Below are 23,812 nucleotides of genomic sequence, written 5' to 3'. Positions count from 1 at the left end.
CCCTGCCACCTTTCACTGAGTCCTGTTCACTTTCGCACCACGGTGCCGGTCTTCCCGGTCAGCGACGTTCCGATCTCCTCCAGGGAGGTGATCACCGAGCGGTCGCCGCCCTGTTCGACGAAGCGCAGCGCGGCCTCGACCTTGGGGCCCATGCTGCCCCCGGCGAAGTGCCCGGCGGCGTGCAGCGTGCGCAGCTCCCTCGCGCCGACCGCGCCCAGGGGCCTGGCCGAGGGGGTGCCGAACCCGACGACCGCGGCGGGGACGTCGGTCGCGATGACCAGGACCGTGGCCCCCACCGCGCGGGCGAGCACGGCGGCGGCCAGGTCCTTGTCGACGACGGCCTCGACGCCGCCGAGCCGCCCGTCGGCGTCGCGGACCACGGGCACGCCCCCGCCGCCCGCGGCCACCACGGTGAACCCGGCGTCCGTCAGCGCCACCACGGCGGGCGCGTCGAGGATCTCCAGCGGTTCCGGGGAGGCCACCACCCGGCGCCAGCCCCGGCCGAAGCGGCGCCAGGTCTGGCCGAGTCCTTCGAGGTGGCGTACCTCGGCCTCGTCGAAGTAGCGGCCGATGGGCTTGACCGGGTCCTGGAAGGCCGGATCCGCGGGATCGACGAGCGTGCGGGTCACCACGACCGCGGCCCGGCCGCCGAGCGCGTCGAGGAGCAGCGTGCCGACGGTGGCCTGCGTCTGGGCCACGCACCAGTCCAGCGGCACGGGCGGGACGACGTGGGCGGAGAGCTGGTTCTTCAGGAGCAGGTTGCCGACCTGGGGGCCGTTGCCGTGGGTGAGCGTCACCCGGTGGCCGTCCTCGACGAGCGCCGCCACGTGGCGTACGGCACGCCCGACCGCGTGGTGCTGGTCCTGGGGGGAGGCCGCGCCGTCGGGCCCCGTCATCGCGTTGCCGCCGAGCGCGATCAGTACTCGCTCACCCACCTGGCTCCCCCATCCGACGCGATTCACCCACCCGGCTCACTCATCCGGCCCGGTTCAGCCACCCGGCTCACCCGTCCGGCCCGGTTGACCTACCCGGCTCACCCGTCCGGCCCGGTTCACTTACCTGTTCCACGTACCCGGCCCGGTTCGCCCACAGGCCGACGCTAACGGCCCGCCCGCCGCGTCTCATGGGCACTCCTTGCCCAAGGAGTGCCTGCCCTTCGGCGCAACCCGCCAACCGGCCGGGGCCCGCTTGTCACCGGAGGCCAACGCCGGCACGGCAACAGGCGCGGGCAGGGCATAGCCCCGGGACGGGACGGCGGGAAAGGCTCGGACCGGGACCTCCCCTTTCCGATGTCCGAGGAGGGATCGAGTGGAGCGGCTCCGGCTCGGCCAGGTCATCGTGATCGTCCTGTGTGTCGCGGCCGGTCTCACGGTGCTCGGCGTCACGGCCGGAAGGCTCGTCGCCGGGAGCGGCACACCCGCCGTCCCCCTCCCGTCGTCGCCGTCTCCGTCGCCGAGGGCCGACATGACCGCCGAGGCCGGGCGGATGGCGTCGGCGGGCCTGCGGGCCGCCAACGACTTCGGCTGCCGGCCCCGCGAGGACGCCCCCCACCCGGTGGTGCTCGTGCACGGGGCACGCGGCAACGGGGCGGCCACCTGGCCGGTGGCGGCCCCGTACCTGGCCAAGCAGGGCTACTGCGTCTTCGCGCTCGACTACGGGTGGAGCAACTCGATCGAGCGCTCGGCCAGGACCCTGGGCGTCTTCGTCGAGGGGGTTCTCCAGGCCACCGGCGCCCGGCAGGTGGCGGTCGTCGGGCACAGCCTCGGGGGGATCGTCCCCCGGGCGTACATGCGCTCGCCGGAGGGGGCGGGCAAGGTCGCGGAGCTGATCACGCTCGGGGCGCCGCACCACCGGCTGACCGGCGAGCTCGCCAGGACGTGCGGCCGGGAGACGGTCTGCGCCGAGCTGCGGCCGGGCTCGCCGCTGATGCGCCGCCTCTCCACCCCCTCCATGGTCGAGCCGGGCGTCGACTACACCGCCCTGGGCCTGCGGGCCGAGCAGGAGGCCGCCTCGACCTTCGTCGAGGGGCCGCCCGAGCGGGTGACCAACCGGCTGCTCCAGGACGACTGCCCGCTCAAGGGGGCCGTCGAGGGCGCGCTGGGGCACAACCTGGAGACGCTCGACCCGGTGATGCTCTCCTACGTCAACAAGGCGCTGGAGACCCCGGGGCCGATGCCCCGCGACTACCGGCCGGACTGCTTCGCGCTCATCCTCTGAACGGCCCGCCGCGAAGCCTGCGAGCGAACGACCCCGGAGCTTCCCGGCCACCCACCCCGGAGCTTCCCGACCCCCGCCCCGAGACCTCCCGGCGAACCACCCCGAAGCCCCCGGGCGAACCGCCTCAAGACCCCCGGACGGCCCGCCCGACCTCCGGGCGAACCACCTCGAGACCTCCGGGGCCGGCTCACCCCGTCAGTGACCGGACGACCTCCCCCACCACCGCCGCGCGGTGCGGCTGCAGGTAGAAGTGGTCGCCGGGAAAGACCCTCAGGGAGAACTCCGAGACGGTGCGGGCCTCCCACGCCTTGGCCTGCTCCGGGGTCACCACCGGGTCGGCGTCGCTGACGACGACGGAGATCGGGGTCCGCAGCGGCGGCCCCGGCCGGTACCGGTACGCCTCCAGCAGACGGAAGTCCGCGCGGACGTAGGGCAGCACGATCTCGCGCATCGCGTGGTGGGCGAGGATCTCCACCTCGGTGCCGCCGAGCTTGTTGAGCTCGGCCACCAGGGCGTCGTCGTCGTACGTCGACAGCGCGCGCGTGTCGCGGGGTTCGTGCGGGGCCGGCGATCCGGACACGAACAGCCGCGCCGGGGCGAGCCCGCGCGCCTCCAGGCGGCGGGTGACCTCGTAGGCGACCGTCGCCCCCATGCTGTGGCCGAACAGCGCGAAACGCCGGTCCAGCAGCGGCAGCATCGTCTCGGTCAGCACGTCGGCCAGCGCCTCGATGCTCTCCGGCGGCGGCTCGGAGAACCGGTCCGCCCTGCCGGGAAGCTGGGTGGCGTGCAGCTCGACCGTCGCGGGCAGCAGCCCGTGCCACTCGCGGTAGGCCGTGGCCGACCCGCCCGCGTGCGTGAAGCAGAACAGCCGCGTGTCCGCCGCCGGGCGGCGGACGGCACAGCGCAACCAGGTCATGCGAGCTCCCCCCGGGTGCGCCCGCTCACTGCCCCATGGCCCTGATCAGGCTGTTGGGCCGCATGTCGGTCCAGTTGGTCTCGATGTACTCCAGGCACGCCTGCCGGGTGTCCTCGCCGAAGGCGACGGTCCAGCCGGCCGGGACCTCCGACCAGGCGGGCCAGAGGGAGTACTGTCCCTCGTCGTTGACCAGCGCCAGGTAGACGCCGTCGGGGTCCTCGAAGGGGTTGGTGCTCATTCCTGGTCCTCTCTGAGAAACGCGGCGATCTCCGCGATGGGCCCGGGGTTCAACATGCTGGAATGGTCGCAGGCGACCGTGCGTTCGTCGACGGCGCCCCGGACGTACGGCTTCCAGTCCGCGGCCGTGGGGTCGCCCTCCTTCCGGCCGTGCGCCGCGGTCACGAAGAGCACGTCGCCGTCGAACGGCCGTGGCACGTACTCCCCGGAGATTTTCACACCGTTGGCGTAGTTGCGGTAGACACCTCGCAGTGTCCGCTCGTCCAGGGTCGCGTACGGGCCGCCCATGCCGCGCAGGAACGCGGCGACGTCGCCGATGTCGGCGATCTCGGCGGGACCGTCGTAGCCGACGGCGGCCAGCAGCTCGGACCGGACGTCGCGCCCGTCCGCGTCGATCCTCCGCCCGGGGTAGGCGTCGAGCAGCGCCAGCAGCGCGACCCGCTCGCCGCGCTCGCGCAGCCGCACCGCCATCGCGTGGGCGACCAGGCCTCCCATGGACCAGCCCGCCAGCCGGTACGGCCCGTGCGACCTGACCTCGCGCAGGCGCTCCAGGTAGTCCACGGCCATCGCCTCGATCGACGGGGCCGTGTAGCCGGGCTCGGTCAGCGCCCTGGCCTGCAGGGCGTACAGCGGCTGGTCCGGGCCGAGGTGGCGCAGCAGTCCCGCGTACGGCCAGCCGAGGCCGGCGCCGGGGTGCACGCAGAACAGCGGCGGGCGCGATCCCGAGGTACGCAGCGCGAGCAGCGTCTCCAGCCCCCCGGCCTCCTCCTCCCGCCCGGCGCGCTCGCCCGCGCGGGCGAGCGCCTCGGCGGTCCGGTGGGCGAACACCTCGCGCGGGCTGATCACCGCCCCCTCCCGCGCGGCCAGCGACACCAGCCGGAGCACCGCGATGCTGTCGCCGCCCAGGTCGAAGAAGCCGTCGTCGGCCCCGGCCCGCTCCAGGCCGAGCACCTGGGCGAACAGGCGGCACCAGAGCCCCTCCGCGGGCGTGCGGGGGTCACGCCCGGGGGCCGGGACGCCGGGGTCGGGCAGGGCCGTCCGGTCGACCTTCCCGTTCGCGGTGAGCGGCAGCGCGTCCAGGCCGATCACCGAGGCGGGCACCATGTACTCGGGGAGCGTGTCCCCGGCGAACCGGCGCAGCTCCCCTGGCTCGGCCGGGCCGGTCACGTAGGCGAGCAGGCGGCGCTCCCTGACGACCACGGCCACCTGCCCGGCCCCCGGGTGCCGGGCCAGCGCCGCCTCGATCTCGGCGGGCTCGATCCGGAACCCCCGGATCTTCACCTGGCGGTCGGCGCGCGCCAGGTACTCCAGCTCGCCGCCGGCCGACCACCTCACCAGGTCCCCGGTCCGGTACATCCGCCCGCCGTACGGGCAGGCGACGAACCTCTCCGCGGTCAGGCCGGGACGGCCGAGGTAGCCGCGGGCCAGTCCCGCGCCCGCCAGGTACAGCTCCCCTGGCGTCCCGGCGGGCACCGGCCGCAGGAAGCGGTCCAGCACGTACGCCCGCCTGCCGTCCATGGCCCGCCCGATGGGCGGCGCGTCCGCGCCGGCCCGGGAGACGGTGTGGCAGGTCGCGTACGTGGTGGTCTCGGTGGGGCCGTAGACGTGGCCGAGCACCGTGTCCGGGCAGGCCGCCGACACGGCGCGCACGGCCGCCGCCGAGGCCGCCTCGCCACCGGTGAGGACCTCCTCCAGCGGCGCGAACGTCTCCGGCGCCTCCTGCGCGACCACGTTGAACAGGGCGGTGGTGATGAACAGGGCGGTCGGCCGGTGCCGCGCGACGATCCCGGCGAGCCCGGCCGGGCCCAGCTCCCCGGGCGGCGCGACGACGACCGTGCCGCCGTTGAGCAGCGGCACCCAGATCTCGTAGGTGGAGGCGTCGAAGGCGTACGGCGAGTGCATCACCACCCGCCGGTGGCGTGACACCCACCTGCGGTCGGCGGCCAGGGCGACGACGTCGCGCTGGCGCACGCCGACTCCCTTGGGGATGCCCGTCGAGCCGGAGGTGTAGGCGACGTAGGCGAGATGCTCGGGGTGGGCCCGGGCGGGCGTCCCGGTTGCGGGCGTCTCCGTCGCGGGTCCGTCAGTGGCGGGTGCCGTCGTCGTGGGCTTCTCCTGGGCGGGCGTCTCCGTCGCGGGTGCCGTCGTCCCGGACGCTTCGGACGTCCCGGGCTCCTCGGATCTCTCGGATCTCTCGGGCTTCGCGGGCTCCTCGGACGTCTCGGGCTCCTCGGGCCGGTGAGGAGTCGCCCAGGGATCACCGTCCACGCCGATCACCGTGGCGGTGTGGTCGAAACCGGGCTCGCGGTCGGTGACCAGCACGGGGGCACCGGTGTCGGCCATCACCCAGCTCATCCGGGCGGGCGGATGACCGTGATGGATCGGGACGTACGCCCCCATGGCCTTGACCACGGCCAGGGTCGCCACCACCACGTCGGCGGACCGTCCGAGCAGGACCGCGACCGGCGTCTCGGACCGTACGCCCAGCTCGGCCAGCCGGCGCGCCAGCAGGTCGGCCCGGCGGTCCAGCTCGGCGTAGGTGAGGCGGACGCCGTCCCCGACGACGGCCTCGGCGTCCGGGTCCCGTTCCACCTGGCCGGCGAAGACCTCCGCGATCGTCGCCCCGGCCCGGGGGGCGACGCCCGTCGCCGTCGTGGAAGGACGGCGGGCTCCGGAACCGGAACCGGGGACGCGGCCGGGGTCGGGACCGGGGCGAAGGTCGGAGCCGGGACCGGGGGCGGCCGGATCGCTGTTCCACTCGTGCAGGATCCTGGCGCGCTCGTCGGCGGCGAGCAGGTCGAGCCGGGCGAGCGGCAGCCCGGGATCGGCGGCCAGGGCCTTGAGGAGCCGGGTGAGCCGGTTCAGGACGCGCAGGGCGCCGGCGCGGGAGACCACGTCGGGGCGGTGGTCGAGCCGCAGGGAGAGCCGTTCGCCCGGGACGACGGCCAGGGCGAGCGGGTAGTGGGTGGCGTCGGTGCCCGACACGCCCATGAGCCGTGGCCCGTCCCCCGCCCGGGTGCCCGCTCCCGTGCCGGGTCGCGTCGTCGGCTTCGTTCCGGGTTCCGTCGCAGGGTCCGTCGCCTCCCCTCTCCCCCGTTCCGTCACGGCCCCGGTTCCCACCCCGGCGCCCAGCGCGGCGATGTCCAGGGGGTAGTTCTCCAGGACCGTCATGGTGTCGAAGAGCCGTCCGATCCCGCAGGCGCGCTGGATGTCGGCCAGTCCCAGATGGTGGTGGGGGAGCAGGTCGGACTGCTCCGCCTGGAGGCGCCCGAGCAGGCCGGCCAGGGTCTCGGCGGGGTGGAGCCGTACCCGGACCGGCAGGGTGTTGACGAACAGGCCGATCATGCGTTCCACGCCGGGCAGCTCGGGCGGGCGGCCGGAGACCGTACCGCCGAAGACGACGTCGTCACGGCCGGTCAGCTCGGCGAGGACGATCGCCCAGGCGCCCTGGACGGCCGTGTTCAGGGTGAGCGAGCGGGCACGCAGGGCGGAGGTGAGACGGCCGGTGAGATCCTCCCCGAGACGCGCCCGGACGCTCCCCGGGTTCATCGGCGGACGGGAGTCGAGATCGGGGGCGACGAGGGTCGGCCCGTCGGTCCCGTCCAGGGCGCGGCACCACGCCCGCGCGGCGGCGGAACGGTCCTGACGGGCCAGCCAGGCCAGATGCTCCCGGTACGGAGGTGCCACAGCGGGCTCGCCACCCGAGTACAACGCGAACAGCTCGGCCGCCAGCAACGGCGTCGACCACCCGTCCAGCAGAATGTGATGGTTGGTCACCACCAACCGATATCGCTCCGCACCCAACCGCACCACCGCGAACCGCATCAAAGGCGGGCACGACAGATCGAACCGGCGCGACCGCTCCTCAGCCGCGACCGCGTTCGCGTCCGCGTCCGGCGCTCCCCCGCCATCGGCCTGCGCGCCGATCCGCGCACCATCCCTCGCGCCGGTCTCCACGCCGGTCCCCGCACTCGTCTTCACGCCGGTCCCCGCGCCGGTCCCCGTCACCTCCCGCCACGGGACCTCCACCCGCCGGTGCACCAGTTGCACCGGCTCCCCACCGGCTCGCTGCCGGAACGACACCCGCAGGTTGGCATGGCGGTGGATCAGCCGGGAGGCCGCGTCCCGCAGCGCGGGGACGTCGAGGGGACCCGCCAGTTCCAGGACGAGCTGTGCGGTGTAGACGTCGGGCGCCGCCTCGTCGAACAGGGCGTGGAAGAACAGGCCCTGCTGCAACGGCGACAACGGCAGGATGTCCTCGAGCTGGCTCACCGTGCACTCCACTCCGCGTCGAGTTCGGCCGCGAACGCGTCGATCTCCTCCTGGTCGAGGGGGATCAGCAGATCCGACGGGGTCAGGCCGCCACCGGTGTGCCGGGACAGGCCGGTGAGCGCGGTGAACCACGCCTCGGCCAGTTCCGTGACCTGCTCCAGGGTGTACAGCCGTCCCGCCCACGACCAGGTCGCCTGGAGACGGGGCCCGTCGGGCAGGTCCCTGGTGACGGCGTTGACCTCAAGCGCGTGCGGGAGCGCGAGGTTCGCCGCGTGACCGCCCACCGTCTCCGCCTCCGGCGCGGGGGACCAGTCGGCGCCGGTGGCGGCCTCGACCCTGCCGAGGTAGTTGAAGGCCAGTTCAGGTACGGGACATCGGGCCAGTCGTGGTCCGGCGACCGGGTCGAGGTAGCGGAGCAGCCCGTACCCGAGACCGTCGCCCGGAGTCGCGCGGAGCTGTTCCTTGACCCGCTTGACGGCCCGTGCGGCGGTCGGGCCGGAGAGGTCGGACCAGTCGGCCGGGCCGGGGTCGAGCCGGACGGGGTGGATGGAGGTGAACCAGCCCACGGTCCTGGACAGGTCCATGTCCGGGGAGAGTTCGTGGCGTCCGTGTCCCTCCAGGTCCAGGACGACCTCCCGCCGTCCGGTACAGCGGCTCACGGCCAGGGCGAGCCCGGCGAGCAGCACGTCGTTGACGCGGCCGTGGAACGCCGCCGGGAGGCGGGTCAGCAGCGGAACGGTGACGTCGGGCGGGAGCTCCATCGTGAGGTGAAGCTGACCGGCGAAGGCGTCCCTGGACGGGTCCATCCGCCTCCCACCACCACTTCTCCCCGCCTCGCCGCCCTTCCCGGCCCTGCCGCCCTGCCCGGTCTCACTGCCCTGCCCGCCCTCACCGTTCTTCCTGGCCTCGCCACCCTGCCCGGTCTCACCGCTCTTTCCTGCCTCGTCACTCTTCCTGGCCTCGCCGCTCTCGTCGGCCTCGGCGCTTTGGTCGCTCTCGTCGCCGAGGGTACGAAGCCAGTGGTCGAGCTCGCCGATCCGGGCGGGGGCCTCCTCGCGCAGGCGGTGCGCCCAGGTCCGGAACGAAGTGCGTACCGGCTCCAGCGCCGTTCGCGGATCGGCCGTCGCCGCCGCGTCCTTCTCCGGCGCCGCCCCCTCTGACGCGGCCCCCTCTGGCGCGGTCTCCTCTGGCGCGGTCTCCTCGGAGGTGGCGTTCCATGCGGTGAACAGGTCGGGCAGCAGGATGCGCCACGACACCCCGTCCACCGCCAGGTGATGCACCGTCACCACCAACCGCCCCGACACCCCCGGCCCGGCATCGACCCACACCACCCGCACCACCCGGCCCGCCCCCGGATCCAGCTCCCTTCGCGAGATCGCCGCCTCCCGCACCACCACCCCCGCCATGACCTCCTCCGACACCTCGCCCCCCCGAAGCGTGCCGGACGTTTCGGTCACCTCAGCCGGCTCGACATCCCGTGACAGCGCGGCCCCCCCGGTCTCTCCCGGCTTCCCCTGCACACCGAACGCCGTCACCTCCTCGAACGCCGTCACCCGTCGCACGCACCCGGCCGCCTCGACCGCCCCCCGCGCCACCACCTCACACCCACCCCCCGACGTCAGACGCACCCGCAACACGTCATGGTGATCCACCACCGCCTGCACCGCCGCCGTCAGCCGCCCCAACCCCAACCCCGGCGGCACCTGAAGCACCACCGTCTGGCTGAAACCCTCGGTCGGCCCGGACAGATCACGCAACCACGCCATGATCGGGGTTTCGGGGAACCACCCCGTCCCCGCACCCTCCGCCTCCCCCCCACCCGGCCCCTCCGCAACCGCCACCGCCGCCAACTCCCGAACACTCTGAAACCGAAACACATCCCGAGGCGAGAACACCAACCCCACCCCACGCGCCCGCGCCACCAACCGAATCGCCACGATGCTGTCCCCACCCAGATCGAAAAACCCCTCATCCACCCCCACCCCCGAAACCCCCAACACCTCCGCGAACAACCCACACAACACCCCCTCCCGCACCGACACCCCCTCACCCCCACCCGGCACCCCACCCGCATCCCCAGCCGACGACCCCACACCCCCATCACCCGGCACCGGCAACGCCGCCCGATCCAACTTCCCATTCCCCGTCAACGGCAACGACCCCACCACCACCACCGACGGCACCATGTACCCCGGCAACACCTCCCCCGCGAACCGCCGCAACACCCCCGCGTCCACCCCGGTCACCGGCCGCCCGTCCTCCCGGTCCGTCACGGCCGGGACGACGTAGGCGACCAGGCGCCGCTCCCCAGGCCGATCCTCCCGCACCACCACCGCCACATCCCCCACCCCCGGATGACCCGCCAACACCCCCTCCACCTCACCCAGCTCAATCCGAAACCCCCGCACCTTCACCTGCTCATCCACCCGACCCACATACTCCAGCCCACCCCCACGACACCACCGCACCACATCCCCCGACCGATACATCCGCCCACCCACCACCCCGAACGGACACGCCACAAACCGCTCCGCCGTCAACCCCGCCCGCCCCACATAACCCCGCCCCACCCCCGCACCCGCCACATACAACTCCCCCGCCACCCCCACCGGAACAGGCCGCAAAAAACCATCCAGCACGAACAACCGCACCCCCGGAATCCCCACCCCGATGAATCCCGGCGGGCTTTTCTCATCGAGCTCCGCGTACGTCACGTGCACGGTCGTCTCGGTGATGCCGTACATGTTCACCAGGGAGATCCCGCGCCCGTACCATTCGGCGGCCCTGCTCACATCCAGCGCCTCACCACCGAACACCACGTGCCGCACCGCCAGATCCGGCCCGTCCCACTCACGTTCGGCCGCCACCAACTGATAAAAAGCCGACGGCGTCTGACTCACCACCGTCACCCCCTCCCGCGCCAACACCCCCACAAACTCCCCCGGAGACCGACTCACCTCGAACGACACCACCACCACCCGCCCCCCCGACAACAACGCCCCCCACAACTCCCACACCGAAAAATCAAACCCACACGAATGAAACAACGACCACACATCCACCTCGTCAAAACCGAACCATCCCCGCGCCCACCCCACCAACCACGTCACACTCCCCTGCGCCACCACCACACCCTTCGGACGCCCCGTCGACCCCGACGTGAACACCACATACGCCGGATGCTCCGCCAACACCCGCCCACGGCCCACCGATGAGCCGGAACGCGCCACCGCCGTCCCCGACCCCCTCACAGCATCACCGGGAACAGCATCACCGAGACCGGTGACCACCGAACGGGCACGGTCGACCCTCACCCTGGGCAGACCGGGGGGCAGCAGATGCTCCAGCTCCTCGCACGTCACCGCCAGCAGCGGGGCGGCGTCCGCCACGATGCGCCCCACCCGCTCCACCGGAGTCGACGGATCCACCGGCACATACGCACCCCCCGCCTTCACCACCCCCACGATCGCCACCACCAACTCCACCGACCGCGACACCACCACCGCAACGAAACACTCCGGACCCACCCCCGCCCCCACCAACACCCCCGCCAACTCCCCCGCCCGCGCATCCAACTCCCCATACGACACCTCCACCCCCCCACACACCACCGCCACCGCATGCGGCGACCGCGCCACCTGCGCCTCGAACTCCTCGACGAGGGTCGCGGGGACACCCGGAGGCGCGGCCGTGCCCGACCATTCCTCCAGGATCGTGCGGCGCTCCTCGGCGCCGAGCAGGTCGATCTCGCTCAACCGCACCCCCGGATCGGCCGCCACCGCCTCCAGCAACCGCACCAGACGAGCCACGACGCTCTCCGCCGTCACCCGGTCGAACAGGTCGGCGGCGTATTCGAGGGTGCCGGTCAGGCCCTCGTCGGACTCGGTCAGGGAGAGCAGCAGGTCGAACTTGGCGACGCCCGTCTCCAGCGGTTCGCGCGTGATGGTCAGGCCGTCGACCCGGAGGACCGGGGCGGGGTTGTTCTGGAAGACGAGCATCACCTGGAACAGGGGGTGACGGGCCATCGAACGCGCCGGAGCCAACACCTCCACCAACCGCTCGAACGGCAGATCCTGATGCGCATACGCCGCCAGATCCACCTCCCGCACCCGCCCCACCAACTCCGAAAACCCCGGATCACCACCCGTCCACGTCCGCAACACCACCGTGTTCACGAACACCCCCACCAGATCCTCCAACGTGGTGTCCGTACGGCCCGCCACGGGAGTACCGATCGGGACGTCCTCGCCCGCACCCAACCGCGTCAGCAACGCCGCCAACCCCGCCTGCACCACCATGAACAACGTCGCACCACTCTGCCGCGCCAACGCCACCAAGCGCCGATGCGTCCCGGCCGCGACGACCACCGGAACCGACCCACCCCGGTGGGAGGCGACCGCCGGACGGGGACGATCAACCGGCAACGACACCTGCTCGGGCAACCCCGCCAACCGCTCCCGCCAGAACGCCACCTGCTCACCCGCCACACTCCCCCCATCCGACTCCCGCCCCAGCACCTCCCGCTGCCACAACGCGTAATCGGCGTACTGCACCGGCAACGCCACGAACGACGGCACCCCACCCCCCACCCGCGCCGCGTACGCCACCACCACATCCCGCGCCAACGGCGCCATCGACCACCCATCACCCGCGATGTGATGCAACACCAGGACGAGCAGGTGCTCGCCGGGTCCCGTGTCGAACAGCCCGACGCGCAACGGCGGCTCCGTGGCCAGGTCGAACCCGCGCCCGGCGAAGACCCGCAGCGCCTCGTCCGGTCCGGCGTCCCCGGCGCGAACCCGCTCGAACGGCACCTCGACGGTGTCGAGGACGTGCTGGCGCGCCTCCCCGTCCCGCTCGGGGAACACCGTCCGCAGGCTCTCGTGCCGCCCGACGACATCCGCGAGCGCCGCCCGCAACGCCCCCACGTCCACCGGGCCGGACAGCCGCAGCGCCACCGGCATGTTGTACGCGGCCGATCCGGGCTCCAGCCGGTTCAGGAACCACAGCCTCCGCTGCCCCGACGACAACGGCACCGTCTCCGGACGCGGCCCCGCCACCAACGGGGGACGTTCACGCCCGGTCCTGCTCTCCCGGATCCGCGCCGCCAGCCATCCCGGGGTCGGCGCCTCGAACACGTCACGGACCGAGATCTCGGCCCCCAGCACCGACCGGACCCGGCTCACCAGCCGCATCGCCAGCAGCGAGTCCCCGCCGACGTCGAAGAACCCGTCGTTCACCCCCAGGTCGCCGGTGCCGAGGACCTGCGCGAACACCCCGCACAGGATCTCCTCCACCGGTGACCGGGCCTCCTGCCCCGGGGTCGCTCCCGAGGCGTCGGGAGCCGGGAGAGCCGCCCGGTCCAGCTTCCCGTTCCGCGTCACCGGCAACGACTCGACCACCACCACCACCGACGGCACCATGTACCCCGGCAACACCTCACCCACCCGACGCCGAACCTCACCCCCATCCACCACCACCCCAGAAACCGCCACCACATACGCCACCAACCGCCGATCCCCCACCCGATCCTCACGCACCACCACCACACACCGCGACACCCCCACACACCCCCCCACCACCACCTCCACCTCACCCAACTCCACCCGAAAACCCCGCACCTTCACCTGCTCATCCACCCGACCCACAAACTCCAACACCCCACCCCCACCACCCAAAACACCCCCAGAACGCCACCGCACCACATCCCCCGACCGATACATCCGCCCACCCACCCCACCGAACGGACACGCCACAAAACGCTCCCCCGTCAACCCCGCCCGCCCCAGATACCCCCGGGCGAGCTGGTCGCCCGCCAGGTAGAGCTCCCCCTCGGCCCCGTCCGGCACCGGACGCAGCCACCGGTCCAGCACGTACAGCCGGGTGTTCCAGACCGGCCGGCCGATCGGCACGGTCGTCGCGTCCGGGTCGGGGCGGTGCTCCCAGAAGGTGACGTCCACCGCGGCCTCGGTGGGCCCGTAGAGGTTGTACACCGGCACGCCCAGCCGGGTCACCGCCTCGTCGGCGAGGGCCGGGGGCAGGGCCTCCCCGCTGCAGACGACGAACCGGAGCGCCCCCGCCACACCCCCCGCGCCGAGGGTCCTACGCCCGCCCGCGGACGGCTCCGGTACACCACCAGACCGGGTCGCGACCCCCTCCCCCGGAAGCGCCTCCAGGAACGCGGCCAGCATGGACGGGACGAAGTGCAGGACCGTGATCCGCTCGGACGCGACGATCCCGGCGAGGTAGGACGGGTCCCGGTGCCCGTCGGGCCTGGCCACGACCAGGGTGGCGCCGGTCTGCAACGGCCAGAAGAGCTCCCAGACCGAGACGTCGAACCCGGCCGGGGTCTTCTGCAGGACACGGTCGCCGGGACCCAGCCGATACTCCGACTGCGCCCAGAGCAGCCGGTTGACGATCGCGCCATGGGTGACGACGACGCCCTTGGGCCGCCCGGTCGACCCCGACGTGTAGATCACATACGCCGGATGACCCGCGGCCACCCGAAGCACCGGATCCGCGTCCGCGTACCCCGACACGTCCACCCCGGACAACCAGCCGGAGTCCACCACCAGCACCGGACGGGCGTCGGCGAGCATCGAGGTGACGCGCGCCGCCGGGAGGTCGGGATCCACCGGCAGGTACGCGCCCCCCGCCTTGACGACCGCGTACACGGCGACCAGCAGGTCCGCCGACCTGGGCAGCAGCAGCGCGACGACCGTCTCCGGCCCGACCCCGTGCTCGGCCGCCATCAGCCGGGCCAGCCGGTTGGCCCGCGCGTTGAGCTCGGCGTAGCTCAGCTCCTCCCCCTCGTACACCAGCGCGGTGGTGTCCGGTGTCCGGGCCACCTGCGCCTCGAACAGGGCGGCGAGCGTGGTGGCGGGGACGGCCACCGTCGCGCCGTTCCCGTGGCGCGGCACGGGGTCGCGCTCGCCGGGCGGGAGTCCCGTGAGGCGGCCGACGGCGGTGCCGGGGGCGGCGGCCAGTTCGGCGAGCAGGTAGCGGAAGCGCTCCAGCAGGGCCGCGGCCTCGGTCTCGGTGATCACGTCGGGCCGGTACTGGAGCCGCAGGCGGAGCACGTCCCCGGGCACCACCAGCACGGTGATCGGGTAGTGCGTCGCGTCGGCGACGTCGGCCCCGGTCAGCACGAGATCGCCGACGGCCGTACGGGAGTCCAGGGGGTAGTTCTCCATCACCAGCAGCGCGTCGAACAGCGGACCGCGCCGGATCTCGGTCAGCCCGACGTGGTGGTACGGCAGCAGTTCCGCCTGCTCGTCGTGGATCCTGCGCAGCAGGTCACCCACGGTCTCGGCGGGGTGGAGCCGTACCCGGACCGGCAGGGTGTTGACGAACAGGCCGATCATGCGTTCCACGCCGGGCAGTTCGGGCGGGCGGCCGGAGACCGTACCGCCGAAGACGACGTCGTCACGGCCGGTCATCCGGCCGAGCAGCAGGGCGAAGGCGGCCTGCGCGACGGTGTTGAGCGTGGTGGAGTGCGCGCGGGCCAGGGCGTGCAGCGCGCGGGTGCCGGAGGCGTCGAGCTCGGCGGTCACCCGGGCGGGCGCGACCGGCGTGGCCGGGGCGTGCGGCGCGACGAACGCGGGCTCGTCGAAGCCGTCCAGCGCGTGGTCCCAGGCCCGGCGCGCGGCCTCGCCGTCCTGGCGTGCCAGCCAGGCCAGATGCTCCCGGTACGGAGGTGCCACAGCGGGCTCGCCACCCGAGTACAACGCGAACAGCTCGGCCGCCAGCAACGGCGTCGACCACCCGTCCAGCAGAATGTGATGGTTGGTCACCACCAACCGATATCGCTCCGCACCCAACCGCACCACCGCGAACCGCACCAACGGCGGGCACGACAGATCGAACCGGCGCGACCGCTCCTCGGCGGCGACCGCCTCCGCGTCCGCTGCCGCCACCCCCTCACCACCGGACGCCCCGCCGATCCCCGAACCACCCCTCGCACCGACCTCCACACCGGTCCCCGCACCCGTCTTCACGCCGGTCCCCGCACCGGTCCCCGTCACCTCCCGCCACGGGACCTCCACCCGCCGGTGCACCACCTGAACCGGCTCCCCACCGGCCCCCTGCCGGAACGACACCCGCAGGTTGGGGTGCCTGCGGATCAGGCGTTCGGCTGCGGCCCGCAGGCGTGCCGTGTCGAGGGGGCCGGTGAGATCGAGGACGAGCTGGGAGGTGTAGACGTCCGTTTCCAGCAGGGAGTGGAAGAACAGGCCGCGCTGGAGCGGGGTGAGCGGCCAGACGTCCTCGGCTCCGGGGCCGAGCTCGTCGAGGTCGTCGAGGTCGTCGAGGTCGTCCTGGGTGAGCGGGGCCATGACGTCGCAGGGGGTGAGCCCGCCCCCGGTGTGCCGGGAGATGCCGGTCAGCGCCTCGGCCCAGGACGCGGCCAGCTCGTCGACCGCCTCGTCGGCGTGGCGCGCGGGGTCCCAGGTCCAGGTGACGCGCAGGACGTCACCGACGGCGATCGCGTCGATCTGGATGCCGTGCCTCAGCGGGGCGCCGGTGTCCCACCCGCCGGACAGCCCTTCGGCGACCGGCTCCCAGTCCCCGCCCGAGGAGGTGATCCGGCCGAGGTAGTTGAAGCCGATCTCCGGCCGGGGCAGGGCGGCGAGCACCGGGGCGGTGTCCGGGTTGAGGTGGCGCAGCAGGCCGTGGCCCAGCGGGTCGGGAAGGGCCCGGAGCTGTTCCTTCACCCGTTTGACGGCCTGCCCCGCGGCCTGCCCGCCGCGCGCCAGGTCGGCCCAGTCGAGGGGACCGGCGTCGATCCTGACCGGGTACACGGTGGTGAACCAGCCCACGGTCCTCGACAGGTCCACACCGGGGAGGAACTCGTGGCGGCCGTGTCCCTCCAGGTCGAGCAGGACGGACCGCCGCCCGCTCCACCTGGCGACCGCCGCCCCGAGCCCGGCGAGCAGCACCTCGTCGGGCCGCGCGTGGAAGGCCGCGGCCACCCTGCCCAGCAGCGCACCCGTCACCTCGGCGGGGATCTCCACGACCGTCTCCCGGCGCCCGCCCCACGTCCCCCGCCCGGGCCGGTCCGCCTCCCGGTGCTTCCCGTGCTCCAGGTGCTTCCCGTGTTCGCGGTGCTCCCGGCGCCGTTCCGGTGACGGGGACAGCAGCGCGGTCCAGGCGGGCAGGTCGGCCACCCGCTCCGGGTTCAGGGCCTCCTCCCCGAGCAGGCGCGCCCAGGTACGGAAGGGGGTGGTGGGCGCGGGAAGCCGTACGGGCGCGTTCTTCCCGGCGGCGCTCCAGGCCGTGAGAAGGTCGGGCAGCAGGATGCGCCAGGAGACGCCGTCGACCGCCAGGTGGTGGACGGTCAGCAGGAGCCGTCCGGACCGCTCGGGCCCGGCGTCGAACCAGACGACCCGCACCATGCGCCCGGCCCCGGGGTCCAGTTCCCCCCTGACGCGCTCCCTCTCCCGCACGACCACCGCGTCAAGCCCGTCGGAGACCGTCACCCGGCGCACGCAGTCCGCGGCCCGGACCGTCCCGGGCGCGGTGATCTCCAGTTCCGGCGTCCCGCGTTCCCGCGTGGGCGCGGACGTCCTGAGCCTCAGCGCGTCGTGGTGGTCCAGTACGGCCTGGAGCGCGGTCGTCAGGCGGGCGAGACCGAGACCCGGGGGCACCCGGAGCAGCACGCTCTGCCCGAACCCGCCGATCGGCCCGCCGTCCTCGGCGAGCCAGGCGACGATCGGTGTCGGAACGACGGCTCCGCTGCGCTCCCCGACCTGCCCACCCGGACCACCCGGACCACCCGGCCCCCCCGGGCCGCCTGCACCCCCCGGACCGCCTGCGCCCCCCAAAGCGCCCACACCACCGAAACCGCTCAGACCCCCCACACCGCTCGGAGCACCGGGACCGCCCACACCGCTGGGACCACGTACGCCACCGCGACCGCCCACGCCGTCCGCGCCGTCCACGTCCGCAAGTTCCGCTCCGGCGGCCGTCTCCTCCGCGACGAGCGCGAGGGCCTCCGGGGTCTGGTGCCGGAAGACCTGCCGGGGGGTGAGGACGAGCCCGGCCTCGCGGGCCCGGGAGACGAGGCCGATGGCCAGGATGCTGTCGCCGCCCAGGTCGAAGAAGCCGTCGTCGGCACCGGCCCGGGACAGGCCGAGCACCTCCGCGAACAGCCCGGTCAGCAGGCGCTCCCGATCGTTCAGCGGCTCCCGGCCGGAGACCGCCGCCCCGCGGGCCTCCTGGCCGGGGGCGGGCAGGGCGTGCCGGTCGACCTTGCCGTTGACGGTCAGCGGCATCGCGTCCAGCGCCACGATCGCGGCGGGCACCATGTACTCGGGCAGGGACCGCCTCAGGTGAACGCGAAGGTCGTCGGCCTCCGCGTCGCCTGTCACGTACGCGACCAGCCGCAGGCCCGCCCCGGTCCCGCTCTCCGAGCCCGGCTCAGGGTCCGAGTCCGAGTGCGAGTCCGGCTCAGGGTCCGGCCCGGGGCGGGCCCGGCCGTCCGGGTCGCTGCGGGCCAGCACCACCGCCTGGCCGACACCGGGATGGGCGGCGAGGACAGCCTCGATCTCGCCCGGTTCGATGCGGAAACCACGGATCTTCACCTGCCGGTCGGCACGGCCGGCGTACCGCAACTGCCCGTCGGCGTCCCAGGCGACCAGGTCGCCGGTACGGTACATCCGCTCGCCCGGCTCGTAGGGGTCGGCGACGAACCGCTCGGCGGTCAGTCCTGGCCGGTTCAGGTATCCGCGGGCCAGGCTCGGCCCCGACACGTACAGTTCCCCGACCCGGCCGGGCGGGACGGGACGCAGCCCGGCGTCGAGCACCCGCAGGCGGGCGTCGTGGACCGGACGGCCGATCGGGGTGTCGCCGGGGAAGGCGAGGGGGTCGCCGAGGGTGACGGCGACGGTGGTCTCGGTCGGACCGTAGACGTTGATCATCCGGCGTCCGGCCGACCAGCGGCGGACCAGTTCGGGACGGCACGCCTCACCGCCGACCAGCAGCACCCGCAGATCCGGCAGAACTCCGGTTCCCGCGTCCGGCCCGGCCCCGTTCCCAGCCCCTCCCCCGGCCGCGGCTCCGGCACCCCCTCCGACTCCTCTTCCGGCTTCGGCCTCTGCTCCGGTCCCGTCCCCGGCGCTGGTCACCCCTTCGGCTCCGGTCCCGTCCCCGGCGCTGGTCACCCCTTCGGCTCCGGCACCCCCTCCGGCTTCGACCTCTGCTCCGGTATCGGCAGCCCCGGCCGGTACGGTCGCCAGCGCCGCCGGGGTGACGAACGCGTGCGTGACGCGCGCCTCCGCGAGGAACCGGCCGAGCGGCTCGCCGCCATACACGCCGGCGGGCGCCGGCAGCAGCGCAGCGCCCGACGACAGTGCCATCAGCCACTCCAGCACCGCCCCGTCGAACCCCGTCGAGGCGAACTGCAGGACGCGGCTGTCCGGCGTCACCGCGCACCGGTCGATCTCGGTGCGCGCGAACGCGGGCAGGCCCGCGTGGGTGACCACCACGCCCTTGGGACGGCCGGTGGAGCCGGAGGTGTAGACGACGTAGGCCGGGTGGTGCGGCAGCAGGCCGGTCACCGGGTCGGTGCCGGGCAGGCCGTCTCCGGTCCAGGTGTCCATCATGACGACCTCGGTCCCCGGCGGCGGGCGCAGCCCGGCGTCGGTACGGGTGACCACGACGGCCGGGGCGGCGTCGGCGAGCATCGTCCCCAGGCGCTCCGGCGGGTTGTCCGGGTCCAGCGGCAGGTAGGCGGAGCCGGACTTGAGGATGCCGACGAGCGCGACGACCGCGTCCGGCGAGCGGGGCACCGACAGGCCGACGTATCGCTCGGGCCCGGCGCCCAGGGCGAGGAGGCGGTGGGCCAGCCGGTTGGCCCGCGCGTTCAGCTCGGCGTAGGTGATCTCGACGTCCCCCGCGGCGACGGCGACGGCTCCGGGGTCGCGCCGTACCCGCTCCTCGAACAGGGAGACGGCGGTGCCGGGCGGTACGTGGCGGGGTGCGGCGCCCCAGTCGGCCAGGAGCGCGTGCTCGGGCTCGTCGAGGAGGTCCACCGCGCCGACACGTGCGCCGGGACCGGCCTTGACGGCGCGCGCCAGGAAGCGCAGGAAGCGGTCGTGGTGGTCGGCGAGCACGGCCTCGGCGTACAGGTCGGGGTGGCCGTCGAAGTCGACGCGGACGCCGCGCCCGGCCGGGCCGTCGTACACGTTGATCGACAGGTCCTCGACCGGGCCGGTGCGCAGCGGGTGCGCGAACGCGGGGTGGCCGGCGAAGCTCAGCTCGTGGTCGGAGCGCATGATGTTGACGACCGGCCCGAACAGCCGCCCGCCCAGGGTGGCGCGCAGTTCCCGCCTCAGGTCCTCGTACCGGTAGCGCTGGTGCATCAGCAGGCGTCCGACCTCCCGGTTGACCCGGGCGGCCAGGTCCCCGAAGGTCGTCCGGGCCGGGACGTCCAGGCGGAGCGGGAGCACGTTGGAGAGCATGGCGGGGGTGTGCCGGGCGGCGGGCGTGGTCCTGGCCGGGACGGCCAGCCCGAGAACCGCCTCCGGGGAGCCGCTCAGGCGCCCCACGAAGGCCGCGACCGCGGCGATCAGGAGACCGGGGACGGACGTGCCGTGCGCGAGCGCGGCCTCGGCGAGGGCGGCGGCGTCCGGCTCGGCCGGTGTGCCGGTACGCCGGTGGAACCGCGCCGTGACACCCGCGCCACCCCCGTTCCCCGCGATGTCCGCACCGCCCGTGGCACCGGCGCCGCCCGCGCGGAGGGTGGGCACCGAGGTCAGCCCCGCGAGCCTGCCGTGCCAGTGGCGGCGGTCGGCCTCGAAGCGGGCCGAGGCGCGGTAGGCCGCGTCCTCCTCCAGCAGGGCGGACAGCGGCCCGAAGGTCCCGGGGCCGGGGTCGCGGGCCTCCGACAGCGCGGTGTAGACCTCGGCGAGGCGGGCGGCGATCATCGGCCCGCTGTAGCCGTCCATGACGACGTGGTGACAGCGCAGGTACCACAGGTGGCGGTCGGGGGCGATCCTGAACAGGGCGGTGGCCACGAGGTCGTCCTCGCGGAACGGCGAGCGCAGGTCCGCCCGCATCCAGTCCAGCGCGGCCCGCTCGTCCCCGGTGTCGAGGAACGGGCAGGGCACCTCCCGCATCTCGACGACCTGCCCGGCCGCCTGCCCGCCGCCGGCGATCCTCAGGTGCAGGGCGTCGGCCTCGGCGGCGGCGAACCGCACGGCCGAGGCGAAGAGCGCGGGGTCGACGGGGCCGTGGATCTCGATGTACTGGGCGATGTGGAGCGGTTCACCGGGGATGAGCCGCTGGGCGTCCCATATTCCACTCTGCGCCGCGGACAATGGCAGGGGGGAATTCGTACCGAACACCATCGCCACGCTTTCCATCTCGGCGGAAAAATGCCTGATGGGTGCGTATCAGCACCTTAGAAATCAGAAACGCATTGTGTGCGCATATCTGCATACTTTGTTATCGGAAAGTAAATCACACGTGCGATCCACCTAGCAATGAAGCCTTTTATCAATTACCGCTAAAATCACCTCCTACTTTTTCGCGCTTCATCAGGACGACCCTGCCGGGACCGAGCGTCACCCGCGGCCGCACCAGCCGTCGCGGCCGCAGCATCACCCGCGGCCGGACGGACGCCCCCGGCCCCGGACGCGGGTAAGGGCCGGGCCCGCCGTGCCACCAGCGCGTCCCCCTGGCCAGGCGGCCCGGCCACCAGACCGCGTCGCCCACGTCCAGGGTGAGCGCGGTGACCAGGACCGACCGGACGACCATCGTGTCCAGCAGCACGCCCACGGCCACCGCGAAGGCGAGCTGGACGGTCTGCGTCAGCGGGAGCACCGCCAGCACCGCGAAGGTCCCGGCGAGCACCGCCCCGGCGGAGGTGATCACGCCGCCGGTGGCGCCCAGGCCCAGGACCGCGCTGCGCGCCGTGCTGTGGCGGTGGGCCTCCTCCCGTACGCGGTGCATGAGGAAGATGTTGTAGTCGACGCCGAGCGCCACCAGCAGGACGAAGACCAGCAGCGCGAACCCCTGGTCCACCCCGGCGAAGCCGAACAGGTGGGTGAAGACCAGCGCGCTGACACCGAGCGTGGCCAGGAACGACAGCACCACCGTGGCCAGCAGCAGCAGCGGCGCGACGAGCGCGCGCAGCAGCAGCGCCAGCACCGCGAGGACGACCAGCAGCACCAGCGGAATGATCACCGCCCGGTCCCGCCGCGCCCCCCGCTCCAGGTCGGCGACGAGCGCCACGTTGCCCCCCACGTTGACGTCGGGGGCGGCGATCGCCCGCAGCCGGTCGCGCAGGGCGAGCACCGCGCGCTGCCCGGCCTCCTCGTCGGCGGACGCGCGCAGGCTCACGTTGAGCAGTACGTCGCCGCGGCCCGCCGAGCCCAGCGTGATCGCGGTGACCTCGGGCCGCCGGGCGACGTCCACGACCACGTCCCTGACGTGGCGCTCGGTGACGACCACCTGGACCGGGTCGGCCGCGCCCGAGGGGAAGTGCCGCTCCGCCGCCTCCTGGCCGAGGACCGAGCCGGGCCGGGAGAGGAAGACGTCGGCGTTGCCCAGCCCGCCCGCGCGGTAGGAGACCAGCCCGCACGCGCACAGGCACAGGCCGAGGACGGTGACGATCCACACCCGCCTGGGGTTCGCCCGGATCCTGCCTCCCAGGGCGCCCCACCGGCCGCGGTCCGCGGGTGGCCGTACGGCGTCCGGGTCGTGGCGCGGGACCAGCGGCCAGAAGATCCAGCGCCCGCACACCACCATGACGGCGGGCAGCAGGGTCATCATGGCCAGCATCGCGCTCGCCACGCCGACGGCGGAGACCGGGCCGAGCCCCCGGGTGGAGGTGAGCTCGGCCACCACCAGGCAGAGCAGCGCGGCGATCACCGTCGCGGCGCTCGCCAGCACCGCGGGCCCGGCCCGGCGCAGCGCCGTCGCCATGGCCTCGTGCCGGTCGGCGTGCCCGCGCAGCTCCTCGCGGTAGCGGGCGACGACGAGCAGCGCGTAGTCGGTGCCGGCGCCGATCACCAGGACCATGAGCAGCGAGACCGCCACGCTGCTGACCGTGATCGCGCCAGCGGAGGCGAGCACCTGGTTGCCGGCCATCGCGACGACCAGCCCGGCCAGTACGGCGCCCAGCGGGAAGAGCCACAGGACGACGCTGCGGTAGGTCACCAGCAGCACCACCACGGCCACGCCCAGCGCGGCCAGCAGCAGGTCGGTGTCCACGGTCGAGAACACCGCCAGCGCGTCGGCCTGGAAGCCGACCATGCCGGTGACGTACCCGGACAGCCCGGCCGGGCGGCCCTCGTCGACGACCCGGCGGATCCGGTCGACGGTCCCGGCCGTCTCCCTGCCGCCGTGGTCCTTGACGATCACCACGACCTGGACGGCCTCGCCGTCCGCGGACCGCTGCGTGGCGATCAGCCTGACCGTCCGGGTGAGCCGGGGCGGGTGGAACTTCCGCTCGACCGCCCGCAGCGGCTCCGGCAGCCGTCCCTCCGCGTCCCGGTAGGGGGCGAGCTCCCTCTCGAACTCCTCGCGGGAGAAGGTCCTGCCGCCGGTGGGGGTGGCCATCTCGGCCACCACGCCGGGCACCCCGGCGAGGGCCCTCACGTCCCTGGCGATCTCGGCGTCGTCGGCCGCGCCGAGGCCGCCGGGCCGCTCGTAGACGATCGTCGCCGGGGAGAGGTTCTCCCCCTGCATGCCCAGGACGCGCCTGACGGCCTGCGCGGAGTCGGCGCCGGCGGGCAGGTAGGCGGCGATGTCGTCCTTCTGCACCGACTCCAGCCGCCCGGCCAGGGGGCCGGCCAGCGCGACGACGCCCGCCCAGACGAGCAGCACCGCCCACTTCGTGCGCCGCCCGCAGACCAGCCCGGCCAGGACGGCCCCGGCCGCCGAGAACCTTTCCGCTCCCCTCACCGGCTCGCGCTCAGCCGTACCAGCAGGTGGCCGGCGATGGCGGCGACGGTCGGGTGCTCCCAGGTGAGGGTCGGCTCGACCTCCAGCCCGTACTCGGCCTCGATGTCGCCGCAGAGGCCGAGCGAGTAGACCGAGTCCATGCCGTAGCGGGCGATGGGCACCAGCGGGTCGATCTCCTCGGGCGGGCGCGCGACGTAGGAGGCGACCCTGGCCGTCAGCCAGCCGCGGACGGCCTCCGGGTCGGCGCCGGGGTCGGCGGACATG

8 protein-coding genes are annotated in these 23,812 nt (G+C 73.8%); 1 reads left to right on the top strand and 7 read right to left on the bottom strand.

Translation table 11 applies throughout. The features are described from left to right. Positions 1-26: 26 nt before the first annotated feature. On the bottom strand, positions 27-935 hold the full coding sequence (locus ACLQ2R_RS05645; protein WP_425958235.1) for a carbamate kinase: 909 nt from the start codon (positions 933-935) through the stop codon (positions 27-29). Between the two features lie 373 nt (positions 936-1,308). On the opposite strand from ACLQ2R_RS05645, the gene ACLQ2R_RS05640 reads away from it, so the two are divergent. Then, positions 1,309-2,217, top strand: coding sequence for an esterase/lipase family protein (locus tag ACLQ2R_RS05640; RefSeq protein WP_425958234.1), 909 nt, complete (start codon positions 1,309-1,311; stop codon positions 2,215-2,217). 187 nt (positions 2,218-2,404) lie between these two features. Here the strand turns inward: ACLQ2R_RS05640 and ACLQ2R_RS05635 are convergent, their stop codons facing one another. The 6 genes from ACLQ2R_RS05635 to ACLQ2R_RS05610 all read right to left on the bottom strand — a co-directional run bounded on the left by ACLQ2R_RS05635 (position 2,405) and on the right by ACLQ2R_RS05610 (position 23,811). Continuing rightward, positions 2,405-3,133, bottom strand: coding sequence for a thioesterase II family protein (locus ACLQ2R_RS05635; RefSeq protein WP_425958233.1), 729 nt, complete (start codon positions 3,131-3,133; stop codon positions 2,405-2,407). A gap of 25 nt (positions 3,134-3,158) precedes the next feature. Further along, complete coding sequence (locus ACLQ2R_RS05630) at positions 3,159-3,371, bottom strand: MbtH family protein (RefSeq protein ID WP_425958232.1); 213 nt, start codon at positions 3,369-3,371, stop codon at positions 3,159-3,161. Continuing rightward, positions 3,368-7,642, bottom strand: a complete 4,275-nt coding sequence (locus tag ACLQ2R_RS05625; RefSeq protein WP_425958231.1) for an AMP-binding protein — start codon at positions 7,640-7,642, stop codon at positions 3,368-3,370. The genes ACLQ2R_RS05630 and ACLQ2R_RS05625 overlap by 4 nt, the downstream gene beginning before the upstream one ends. After that, the gene (locus ACLQ2R_RS05620; RefSeq protein WP_425958230.1) at positions 7,639-20,958 is read right to left on the bottom strand and encodes an amino acid adenylation domain-containing protein; all 13,320 of its coding nucleotides are present in this window, start codon (positions 20,956-20,958) and stop codon (positions 7,639-7,641) included. The genes ACLQ2R_RS05625 and ACLQ2R_RS05620 overlap by 4 nt, the downstream gene beginning before the upstream one ends. Positions 20,959-21,136: 178 nt before the next feature. Then, complete coding sequence (locus ACLQ2R_RS05615; protein ID WP_425958229.1) at positions 21,137-23,548, bottom strand: MMPL family transporter; 2,412 nt, start codon at positions 23,546-23,548, stop codon at positions 21,137-21,139. Then, positions 23,545-23,811 (bottom strand): acyl carrier protein, encoded by a 267-nt coding sequence (locus tag ACLQ2R_RS05610; RefSeq protein WP_425958228.1) that lies wholly within the window; start codon positions 23,809-23,811, stop codon positions 23,545-23,547. Before ACLQ2R_RS05610 ends, ACLQ2R_RS05615 begins: the two co-directional genes overlap by 4 nt. Position 23,812: the final 1 nt, after the last annotated feature.

This window comes from Streptosporangium sp. DT93 (genome assembly GCF_049844535.1).
Lineage (GTDB): Bacteria > Actinomycetota > Actinomycetes > Streptosporangiales > Streptosporangiaceae > Streptosporangium.
The sequence above is the reverse complement of the archived record's forward strand: the minus strand, read 5'-3'. Positions and strand labels throughout refer to the sequence as shown.

What these genes read in the sequence shown, in the direction of transcription:
- ACLQ2R_RS05630 (WP_425958232.1), bottom strand. Translation starts at nt 3,371, where the DNA reads ATGAGCACCAACCCCTTCGAGGACCCCGACGGCGTCTACCTGGCGCTG.
- ACLQ2R_RS05610 (WP_425958228.1), bottom strand. Translation starts at nt 23,811, where the DNA reads ATGTCCGCCGACCCCGGCGCCGACCCGGAGGCCGTCCGCGGCTGGCTG.
- ACLQ2R_RS05635 (WP_425958233.1), bottom strand. Translation starts at nt 3,133, where the DNA reads ATGACCTGGTTGCGCTGTGCCGTCCGCCGCCCGGCGGCGGACACGCGG.